This window comes from Streptomyces sp. 8N706 (assembly GCF_052245415.1).
GTDB lineage: Bacteria > Actinomycetota > Actinomycetes > Streptomycetales > Streptomycetaceae > Streptomyces.
Genome location: NZ_JBQQBW010000043.1, coordinates 47155 through 57556 on the forward strand (window position 1 = coordinate 47155; position 10402 = coordinate 57556).

Consider the following 10402-nt stretch of genomic DNA (forward strand, 5'->3'; position numbering starts at 1 on the left):
GTGTGGCACCGGCCCGATCCAAGCCCCCGGGCCCAACCTCAGTCGCTTCGAGCGACCACTTGCCGCGAGGCGAGCATGGCGGGTCGGTGCCGTCCAGACGATGACGACGGGCGCCCCTCTCAGCGGAGAGGGGCGCCCCTCGTGCGTTCGGGGCCGGCGGCGATGCGAACCTCCGGGCCTCTCGCTGAGTGAAAGCGCTTTTCCGATACGTGGGCCTGGTTACCGTGTACCGGCTGGTAGGTGCGACGATCGGACAGCGCGTCCCGGCAACCCTGTGGTCGCGCGCAACGCGAACAAGGGAAAGCAGAGGAAGTCCGCCATGGCAACGGCGCCCAGCGTCTCCTACTCGATGACGGTCCGGCTGGAGGTTCCGGCGAGTGGCACGGCCGTCAGTCAGCTCACCACCGCCGTGGAATCCTCCGGCGGCTCGGTGATCGGTCTCGACGTCACCGCGTCGGGCCACGAGAAGCTGCGGATCGACGTCACCGTCGGTGCGACCTCCACCGCGCACGCCGACCAGATCGTCGCGGAGCTGCGGGGCATCGAGGGTGTACACCTGGGCAAGGTCTCCGACCGTACGTTCCTGATGCATCTCGGCGGCAAGATCGAGATGGCGTCCAAGCACCCCATCCGCAACCGTGACGACCTCTCCATGATCTACACCCCGGGCGTCGCCCGGGTGTGCATGGCGATCGCCGAGAACCCCGAGGACGCGCGCCGCCTCACCATCAAGCGCAACTCCGTCGCCGTGGTCACGGACGGCTCCGCGGTGCTGGGCCTGGGCAACATCGGCCCCAAGGCCGCCCTGCCCGTCATGGAGGGCAAAGCGGCCCTCTTCAAGCGGTTCGCCGGTATCGACGCCTGGCCGCTCTGTCTGGACACCCAGGACACCGACGCCATCGTCGAGATCGTGAAGGCGATCGCGCCCGGATTCGCGGGCATCAACCTGGAGGACATCTCCGCACCGCGCTGCTTCGAGATCGAGGCCCGCCTGCGGGAAGCCCTCGACATCCCGGTGTTCCACGACGACCAGCACGGCACCGCCATCGTCGTCCTCGCGGCGCTCACCAACGCGCTGCGGGTCGTCGGCAAGGCCATCGGCGACGTACGCGTCGTGATGTCCGGCGCGGGCGCGGCCGGTACGGCGATCCTCAAGCTGCTGATCGCCGCCGGCGTGAAGCACGCGGTGGTCGCCGATATTCACGGCGTCGTGCACGCCGGCCGTACGGACCTGGTCTCCGCCGATCCGGAGTCCACGCTCCGCTGGATCGCCGACAACACCAACCCCGAAGGTGTCACCGGCACTCTCAAGCAGGCCGTGACGGGCGCGGATGTCTTCATCGGCGTCTCGGCCCCGAACGTCCTCGACGGCGAGGACATCGCGGCGATGGCGGACGGCGCCATCGTCTTCGCTCTCGCCAACCCGGACCCCGAGGTGGATCCGGCCGTGGCCCGGCAGACCGCCGCCGTGGTCGCCACCGGCCGTAGCGATTTCCCGAACCAGATCAACAACGTACTCGTCTTCCCGGGCGTCTTCCGCGGTCTGCTGGACGCCCAGTCACGGACGGTGAACACCGACATGATGCTGGCGGCGGCGGCCGCCATCGCGGATGTCGTCACCGAGGACGAGATCAATCCGAACTACATCATCCCCAGCGTCTTCAACGACAAGGTCGCGGGCGCTGTCGCCGGTGCGGTCCGCGACGCGGCAAAGGCCGCGGGGCCTGCTGTGACAGGGGCTACGGAGGACTAGGCACGGCGCGTCGCGGGGCGCGGGGCACTGACACCCCCCATAGGGTGACGGGCAGAAAAACGTGCCGCAAACCCCGAGGCGAGTCCTGCGGTGTGCTGCCGGGTGTGGACGGAGCGTCACCACAACGAGGCAGTGGCGCTTTTCGTGTGACTCGCAAGGGTGCCGGATTGGCTTTCCCGCCACAGGTGGGGGCAGGATGCGTATCGCGGGCGCGAGGGTCTGGCATCAGACCCGGGTCCGGGGACTGTCCGAGGGCCCTGGCAGCATCGGCTTCGATCTCACGCCTCATTGGCAAGATGAACACGGGAGTAACTATGAACCGCAGTGAGCTGGTGGCCGCTCTTTCCGAGCGCGCCGAGGTGACCCGCAAGGACGCGGACGCCGTCCTGGCCGCCCTCGCCGAGACCATCGGTGAGGTCGTCGCCAAGGGCGACGAGAAGGTCACCATTCCCGGCTTCCTGACCTTTGAGCGCACTCACCGTGCCGCTCGTACCGCGCGCAACCCGCAGACCGGTGACCCCATCCAGATCCCGGCCGGCTACAGCGTGAAGGTCTCCGCGGGCTCCAAGCTCAAGGAAGCCGCCAAGGGCAAGTAAGAGGACCACAGCAGTCGACGAAGGGCGGCCGCCCTCCCCCGGGAGGGCGGCCGCCCTTCGTCGTACGGGGGTCGCCCGCCGCGGTTCGCCGGCGGCCCGTCCACGCCCGGCGGGCCCGGGGTGTGCCCCGGGCCCGCACATGGCCGCATGCCGCGGCGGCGGGTCAGCCGCGCAGCGAGCCGTTGGGGAGTTCGACCTTGGCGCCGAGCTCCACCAGCTTGCTCATGAAGTTCTCGTAGCCGCGGTTGATCAGGTCGATGCCGTGGACCCGGGACGTGCCCTGGGCCGCCAGGGCCGCGATCAGATACGAGAAGCCGCCCCGGAGGTCCGGAATCACCAGGTCGGAGCCCTGGAGCTTCGTCGGGCCGGAGACGACCGCCGAGTGCAGGAAGTTCCGCTGGCCGAAGCGGCACGCCGAGCCGCCCAGGCACTCGCGGTAGAGCTGGATGTGGGCGCCCATCTGGTTCAGCGCGGAGGTGAAGCCGAGCCGCGACTCGTACACCGTCTCGTGCACGATGGAGAGCCCGGACGCCTGGGTCAGGGCCACCACCAGGGGCTGCTGCCAGTCGGTCTGGAAACCGGGGTGGACGTCCGTCTCCAGGGCGATCGCGTTCAGCGGGCCGCCGGGGTGCCAGAAGCGGATGCCCTCGTCGCCGATCTCGAAGGCGCCGCCGACCTTCCGGAAGGTGTTGAGGAAGGTCATCATCGAGCGCTGCTGCGCGCCCCGCACATAGATGTTGCCCTCGGTCGCCAGCGCCGCGCTCGCCCAGGAGGCCGCCTCCAGACGGTCCGGCAGCGCGCGGTGGTTGTAGCCGCCCAGTTTCTCGACACCGGTGATCCGGATCGTCCGGTCGGTGTCCATGGAGATGATCGCGCCCATCTTCTGCAGCACGCAGATGAGGTCCTCGATCTCCGGCTCCACGGCCGCGTTCGACAGCTCCGTGACGCCCTCGGCCAGCACGGCCGTCAGCAGCACCTGCTCGGTCGAGCCCACCGAGGGGTACGGGAGCCGGATCCTGCAGCCGCGCAGCCGGTGCGGCGCCTCCAGATACTGCCCGTCGGCCCGCTTCTCGATGATGGCGCCGAACTGGCGGAGCACGTCGAAGTGGAAGTCGACCGGCCGGCCGCCGATGTCGCAGCCGCCCAGGCCGGGGATGAAGGCGTGGCCCAGACGGTGCAGCAGCGGGCCGCAGAAGAGGATCGGGATACGGGAGGAACCGGCGTGTGCGTCGATGTCGGCGACATTGGCGCTCTCGACGCGGGACGGATCGAGGATCAGCTCGCCCGGCTCGTCGCCGGGCCGGACGGTGACGCCGTGCAGTTGCAGCAGCCCGCGCACGACCCGTACGTCGCGGATGTCGGGCACATTGCGCAGCCGGCTGGGCTCACTGCCCAGCAGCGCCGCGACCATGGCCTTGGGTACGAGGTTCTTCGCGCCGCGGACACGGATCTCGCCCTCGAGCGGGGTGCCGCCGTGGACAAGCAGGACATCGTCGGTGCCGGTCATGGATCTCGCGTTCCTGGAGATGGGCAGGGGCCAGAGCAAATGGTACGGGCCGGGTGGCCCCCCGCCGTAAGGGCGAGTGCTCCACGGGCACGTCGTGGGTGCGTGATGCCACGCTGCGTCGCTCCGGGGCACCGCAGGGTCACCGCGGCGCGCCCCCGCTGCCGCCGTACGCCCCGTGCTGCCATCAGCCGTGTCGTCCTGTTGACTCCCCGCGGAAGGCGAAGGTGCGGGATCATGTCGTCATGACCGAGGTGTCCTCCCTCACAGGACGGCTGCTAGTCGCGACACCGGCGCTGGCCGACCCGAACTTCGACCGCGCGGTGGTGCTGCTCCTCGACCACGACGAGGAGGGCTCGCTGGGCGTCGTGCTGAACCGGCCGACCCCCGTGGGGGTCGGCGACATCCTCGAGTCCTGGGCCGGGCTGGCCGGGGAACCGGGGGTGGTCTTCCAGGGCGGCCCGGTGTCGCTGGACTCGGCGCTGGGCGTCGCGGTGGTGCCCGGCGACACGGGGACGGTCGTGGGAGAGGCGCCGCTGGGCTGGCGGCGGGTGCACGGGGCGATCGGCCTGGTGGACCTGGAGGCGCCGCCGGAGCTGCTGGCGGCGGCGGTCGGATCGCTGCGGATCTTCGCCGGTTACGCGGGCTGGGGGCCGGGCCAGCTGGAGGACGAGCTGGTCGAGGGTGCGTGGTACGTGGTGGAGTCGGAGCCCGGGGACGTGTCGTCGCCGGATCCCGAGCAGCTGTGGCGGGCCGTACTGCGGCGGCAGCGCAATGAGCTGGCGATGGTAGCGACCTATCCGGACGACCCGAGTCTCAACTGAGCGCAAGCGGTTTGAGTACCCTTGCCGTTATGAGCACTCTTGAGCCCGAGCGCGGGGCAGGGACCGGCACCCTTGTGGAGCCGACGCCGCAGGTGTCGAACGGCGACGGCGACCACGAGCGCTTCGCCCATTACGTACAGAAGGACAAGATCATGGCGAGCGCGCTGGAAGGCACGCCCGTCGTCGCTTTGTGCGGCAAGGTCTGGGTCCCCGGGCGCGACCCCAAGAAGTACCCGGTCTGCCCGATGTGCAAGGAGATCTACGAGTCCATGGGCGCCGGTGGCGACAAGGACAAGGACAAGAGCGGCAAGGGCGGCGACAAGAAGTAGCCCCCTCTCCCCGCAGGGCCGGTCCCCTGCGGGGAGACATGTCCGGACGCCGTCGGTAGATCGGGCTCCGGCGGCCTGGTCACCGAGGCCGTCACCGCCGCCTCGGCCTTCCTCGACGGCGGCCTGGTGACCACGTACGACGTACGGGGCGAGCAGCGGGCCCTCTACGCGCGGAAGGGCGGAGACACCGCCAGGCCGCTGGTCGTGCTCGTCGACGGGCTTCCCCGCTCCTGATCAAGTGACCGCAACCGGGGGAGAGAGCCGGCACGGCCTCTCCCGGTTGCCGCGGGAAGCCGGCGATGTGCCGGCGGCGTCCGTGTCGACGGACACCCGCGTCGCAGGCCCCGTCCGGCCTTCTGCCCGGCCGTACGCAGCGCCGGCAGCGCCTCGGTGGGCCCGCGGCCGCCGATCGGCAGGCGGCCGCACCGGCTTGGGGTGCGCCTCGCCGGCGCGCGTCGAACCGCACTTCCGTCCCGGGAGCGCAAGGGGGCGCCGCCACTCAGCGGCCCCCGGGTGCAGCCGCGGTCCGCGGCGACGCCGGAGCACGGCATCCACGGCGCATCGGTGCTGGTGGGCGGTGGCGCGTGGCCGTGATCGTGGCGGCGACCACGCCGTGTTTTGGCTCGTGTTCGCCGGTCGGGACCGGCCTCGCCGTGCGATGACGCTGGGTCGGGCCGTGCGCGCCGTAGCTTGCGGTGACGCCGGGTCCGGCCGTGCGCGCCGCGCCGTGCCGGGGCGCCGGTCCGCCGCGGTGCTTCAACGGCCCCTGGGAGGTGCGCGACGCGCGTCCCGGGGGCCGTTCGTGTTGCACGGGCCGCGTCCGCCTGTCACGAACTGGTGGAGACCTCTTGTCGGCCGGGGTGAACCCTCCCTAGCCTCCTGCCTGTTGTGCATCACGAAACGTTCGTTGCGCAAGGTGCAACGCCAACTCGCGGGAGTCCCTTCGTGAAGCTCTCCGTCCGTGTCGCCGCCCTGACGGCGGTACTCACCCTCGCCGCGCTCAGCGCCACCGGCTGCGCGCCGTCCACCGCCGACAACAGCGCCGAGCGGGACGAGAAGATCGGCACCCTGCGTGTCTGGCTCTTCCAGGAGGTCGGCAACGCACCGAAGGAGCGGGTCGTCGACGAGGCCGTCGCCGCCTTCGGCAGAAAGCACCCGGGCGTCGACGTCCAGGTCACGTACATACCCGTCGACACCCGCGCCCAGAAGATCAAAGCGGCCTTCAACGATCCGAAGAGCGCGCCCGACCTGATCGAGTACGGCAACACCGACACCGCCGGATACGTCCGGGACGGCGGACTCGCGGACGTGACCGGGGAGTTCGGCGACTGGGCCGAGACCAAGGACACCGACCCGACGGCAAGGGAGTCGGTCACCGTCGGCGGCAAGATCTACGGCGCCCCGCTGTTCGTCGGCGTACGGGCGCTGTACTACCGCACGGACGTCTTCCAGGAGCTCGGCCTCGAGCCGCCCACGACCCTGACCGGACTTGCGGAGACGGCCCGGACCGTCCGCGCGAAGCGGCCCGAGCTCTACGGACTCGCGGTCGGCGGTGCCTACACCTACGGCGCGCTGCCCTTCATCTGGGCCCATGGGGGCGAACTCGCCCGCCGGAAGGGCGGTTCGTACGGGTCCGCCCTCGACAGCCCGGCCGCCCGGAAGGGCATCAAGGCCTACACGTCGCTCTTCGGTGACGACAACTGCCCGGCGGCGAAGTGTGCGGGGATGGGCGGCAACGACACGGTCACCGCCTTCGCCTCCGGCAAGGCGGCCATGGCGATCGGCGGCGATTTCAGCCACCAGGCCATGGAGGACGGCAAGGTCAAGGGCACGTACGCGGTCGTGCCACTGCCGGGCGTCACGGCGGGCGAGATCGCTCCCGCCTTCGCCGGCGGCAACAACCTCGGCGTCCTCAAGAGCAGTTCGCACCGCACCCTGGCCGTGGACCTGATGAAGACCCTGGCCGGGAAGAGGACGCAGGAAAAGCTCTTCGAGGCGATGGGCACGCTGCCCACCTTCACCGATGTCCGGGAAGCGGTCGCGCGGAAGGAGCCGTTCGTCGCCCCCTTTGTGAAGACCCTTGACGCGGGTACGAAGTTCGTCCCCGCCTCACCGGGCTGGGCGGAGATCGACAGCTCGCTGGTGCTGCCGACGATGTTCCAGGAGATCGTCCGGGGCGACGAACAGGTGGGACCGGCCGCACGGGACGCGGCCCGGAAGATGGACGAGGCCTTCCAGCGGTGAGGTCCGCACTCCGTACCGCAGCGGCCACCGCACCCCGTACCGGAACCGGTGTCACGGGCGGGGGCGGGTGGACGCCCTGGCTCTATCTCGCCCCCGCGCTGGTGGTCCTGGGCGGGCTGCTGGTCTACCCGATCTACCAACTCGGGCTGATCTCCTTTCTCGAGTACACCCAGGCCCAGGTCAGCGGCGGTGAACCGACCACCTTCCGCGGCCTGGGCAACTACGCGGAGCTCTTCGGCGACGGACAGTTCTGGCAGGTGCTCCTGGCGACCGTGCTGTTCGCCGCGGCCTGCGTGGTCTCGACCCTCGCCGTCGGCTGCGCGCTCGCCGTACTGCTCACGCGCGTACGGGCCGTACCCCGGCTGGCTCTGCTGCTCGCGGCGCTGGGGGCCTGGGCCATGCCCGCCGTCACCGGTTCCACCGTCTGGGTGTTTCTCTTCGACCCGGACTTCGGACCGGTGGACAAGGTCCTGAGCTCTGTCGGGCTGAGCGGATTCGACGGCTACGCGTGGACCTACGACCGCTACAGCGCCTTTCTGCTCGTACTGCTCGAAGTCGTCTGGTGTTCCTTCCCGTTCGTGATGGTGACGCTCTACGCGGGCATCAGGGCCATTCCGGGTGAGGTGCTGGAGGCCGCCTCGCTCGACGGCGCCTCGGCGTGGCGGATCTGGCGCGGTGTCATGGCACCGATGCTGCGCCCGATCCTGGTCGTGGTCACCATCCAGTCGATCATCTGGGACTTCAAGGTCTTCACCCAGATCTATGTGATGACCAACGGCGGCGGTATCGCCGGACAGAACCTCGTGCTCAATGTCTACGCCTACCAAAAGGCGTTCGCGTCCTCGCAGTACAGCCTCGGATCGGCGATCGGCGTCGTCATGCTGCTGATCCTGCTGGCGGTGACGCTGGTTTATCTGCGGCTTCTGCGACGACAGGGAGAGGACCTATGACCTTCTCGCCGCCGGCGCGGGCCGTAACGGGGCCGGAGCAGCCGAGGACGGGCTCCGGAACCGGTCCGGACCGGGGAACGGAAGCAGGGAGGACGATACGGAGGCGGGCAGGCGGGCGGATCCACCGGCCGTGGCGGGCGGCCGCCGACGCCACCGCGCTGCTGGTCGCCGCCGCGGTCGCCTTCCCGCTCTACTGGATGGTCCTCTCGGCGTTCAAACCCGCTGGTGAGGTGCGGTCCGCCGAGCCCCGGCCCTGGACCCTCCACCCCTCCCTGGACGCCTTCCGGCGCGTCCTGGAACAGCAGGACTTCGGGCGCTACTTCCTCAACAGCCTGGCCGTCGCGGGCACGGTCGTCATCGTCTCCGCGCTGATCGCCTTCCTGGCCGCGACCGCCGTGACGCGTTTCCGCTTCCGGTTCCGCACCACACTTCTGATCATGTTTCTCGTCGCCCAGACGGTGCCCGTCGAGGCGCTGACCATTCCGCTGTTCTTCCTGATGCGGGACCTGGGCGGCACGGTGCCGGGCATCGGCCTCAACACCCTGGGCTCGCTGATCCTGCCGCATATCGCCTTCTCGCTGCCCTTCGCGATCTGGATGCTCCGCGGTTTTGTGAAGGCGGTGCCCGAGGCATTGGAGGAGGCGGCCTGTCTCGACGGCGCGAGCCGAGCCCGCTTCCTGTGGCAGATCCTCTTCCCCCTGGTCTTCCCGGGGCTCGTGGCGACGAGTGTCTTCTCCTTCATCTCCGCCTGGAACGACTTCCTGTTCGCGAAATCCTTCATCATCAGCGCCACGGAGAATTCCACCCTGCCGATGGCCCTGCTCGTCTTCTTCAAACCCGACGAGAACGACTGGGGCGGGATCATGGCGGCGTCGACCGTGATGACCCTGCCCGTCCTGGTCTTCTTCGTCCTCATACAGCGCCGCCTGGTTTCCGGCCTCGGCGGCGCGGTGAAGGACTGAACGCATGCAGCTGATCCCACGGCCCCGCCGGGTGCACGACGGGCCCGCCGGCACCCCGTACCCCCTCGACGACCGGACGTGTGTCGAGGCCCGGCCCGGCACGGAAGGGACCGCCCGCTGGCTGCGGTCCACCGTCGGGGCCGCGACCGGCCTGCCGCTCCTGCCGGGCGGTGCGGACGACCGCCGTATCGTGCTGGGCCTCGATCCCCGCGTGGCGCGGGACCTGGGGCCGGAGAGCTACCGGCTCAGCGTGGACGGCATCCGCGTCGAGATCGCGGCCGCCGACGCGGCCGGTGCGTTCTGGGGAGCCCAGACGCTGCGTCAGCTGATCTCACCGGGAGCGGACGCCTTCCGGCGGGCGCCGCTCCGTCCCGGGCGCGGCTGGTCCGTACCGTGCGTGGCGATCGAGGACAGCCCCCGCTTCGCCTGGCGCGGGCTGATGCTGGATGTGGCCCGGCACTTCATGCCGAAGGACGGCGTGCTGCGCTATGTCGACCTGCTCGCCGCGCACAAGCTCAACGTGCTGCACCTGCACCTCACCGACGACCAGGGCTGGCGGATCGAGATCCGGCGCCACCCGAGGCTCACCGAGGTCGGTGCCTGGCGGGAGCGCACCCGGTACGGGCACCGGGCCTCGCCGCTCTGGGACGAGCGCCCGCACGGCGGCTACTACACCCACGACGACATCCGGGAGATCGTCGCGTACGCCGCCGAGCGGCATGTCACCGTCGTCCCGGAGATCGACATTCCCGGCCACTCGCAGGCGGCCATCGCGGCCTACCCGGAGCTGGGGAACGTCGATGTCCCCGCCGCGTCCTCGCCCCCGCCCTCCGGCGTCTGGACGACCTGGGGCATCAATCCGAACGTCCTCGCCCCCACCGACGACACCCTCCGTTTCTTCGAGGGCGTCCTGGAGGAGGTCCTCGACCTCTTCCCCAGCCGCTTCGTCCACCTCGGCGGCGACGAGTGCCCCCAGGACCAGTGGAAGGCATCTCCGGCCGCCCGCGCCCGTATCGAGGAGCTGGGGCTGAGGGACGAGGACGGGCTGCAGAGCTGGTTCATCCGGCACTTCGACCGCTGGCTCGCCGACCGCGGCCGCCGGCTCATCGGCTGGGACGAGATCCTGCAGGGCGGGCTTGCCGACGGGGCGGCGGTCTCCTCCTGGCGTGGCTACGCGGGCGGGGTCGCCGCAGCGCGGGCAGGCCACGACGTCGTCATGTGCCCCGAGCAGCAGGTCTAT

Annotated in this window: 9 protein-coding genes and 1 pseudogene; 9 read left to right on the forward strand and 1 reads right to left on the reverse strand. The window is 70.3% G+C overall.

Going from position 1 to position 10402, the window contains the following annotated elements; translation table 11 throughout:
• Nucleotides 1-319 precede the first annotated feature (319 nt).
• A complete protein-coding gene (locus ACTWQE_RS18225; RefSeq protein ID WP_443330019.1) occupies nt 320-1753 on the forward strand; it encodes an NAD-dependent malic enzyme in 1434 nt (477 codons plus the stop codon).
• Between the two features lie 314 nt (nt 1754-2067).
• The gene (locus ACTWQE_RS18230) at nt 2068-2349 is read left to right on the forward strand and encodes an HU family DNA-binding protein (RefSeq protein ID WP_030875040.1); all 282 of its coding nucleotides are present in this window, start codon (nt 2068-2070) and stop codon (nt 2347-2349) included.
• Nucleotides 2350-2512: 163 nt separating this feature from the next.
• Here ACTWQE_RS18230 and murA read toward each other — a convergent pair whose 3' ends face one another.
• Nucleotides 2513-3856, reverse strand: coding sequence for a UDP-N-acetylglucosamine 1-carboxyvinyltransferase (gene murA, locus ACTWQE_RS18235; protein WP_443330020.1), 1344 nt, complete (start codon nt 3854-3856; stop codon nt 2513-2515).
• A 242-nt stretch (nt 3857-4098) separates the two neighbouring features.
• Between murA and ACTWQE_RS18240 the strand changes: the two genes are divergently transcribed.
• The 7 genes and pseudogenes from ACTWQE_RS18240 to ACTWQE_RS18270 all read left to right on the forward strand — a co-directional run.
• Nucleotides 4099-4677 carry a YqgE/AlgH family protein gene (locus ACTWQE_RS18240; protein ID WP_443330021.1) on the forward strand — a complete coding sequence of 193 codons (579 nt, stop codon included), beginning with the start codon at nt 4099-4101 and terminating at the stop codon, nt 4675-4677.
• Nucleotides 4678-4706: 29 nt separating this feature from the next.
• Nucleotides 4707-5006: a DUF3039 domain-containing protein gene (locus ACTWQE_RS18245; protein ID WP_443330022.1), complete on the forward strand. Its 300-nt coding sequence runs from the start codon at nt 4707-4709 to the stop codon at nt 5004-5006.
• A 57-nt stretch (nt 5007-5063) separates the two neighbouring features.
• A pseudogene (locus tag ACTWQE_RS18250) lies at nt 5064-5225 on the forward strand (S41 family peptidase); the annotation flags it as partial.
• A gap of 726 nt (nt 5226-5951) precedes the next feature.
• Entirely contained in the window at nt 5952-7250 is a 1299-nt protein-coding gene (locus ACTWQE_RS18255; RefSeq protein ID WP_443330023.1) for an extracellular solute-binding protein, read from the forward strand.
• Nucleotides 7247-8200, forward strand: a complete 954-nt coding sequence (locus ACTWQE_RS18260) for a carbohydrate ABC transporter permease (RefSeq protein WP_443330024.1) — start codon at nt 7247-7249, stop codon at nt 8198-8200. The genes ACTWQE_RS18255 and ACTWQE_RS18260 overlap by 4 nt, the downstream gene beginning before the upstream one ends.
• Complete coding sequence (locus ACTWQE_RS18265; RefSeq protein WP_443330025.1) at nt 8197-9162, forward strand: carbohydrate ABC transporter permease; 966 nt, start codon at nt 8197-8199, stop codon at nt 9160-9162. The genes ACTWQE_RS18260 and ACTWQE_RS18265 overlap by 4 nt, the downstream gene beginning before the upstream one ends.
• 4 nt (nt 9163-9166) lie before the next feature.
• Nucleotides 9167-10402 (forward strand): beta-N-acetylhexosaminidase (locus ACTWQE_RS18270; RefSeq protein WP_443330026.1); only part of this gene is annotated, 1236 nt, incomplete at its 3' end.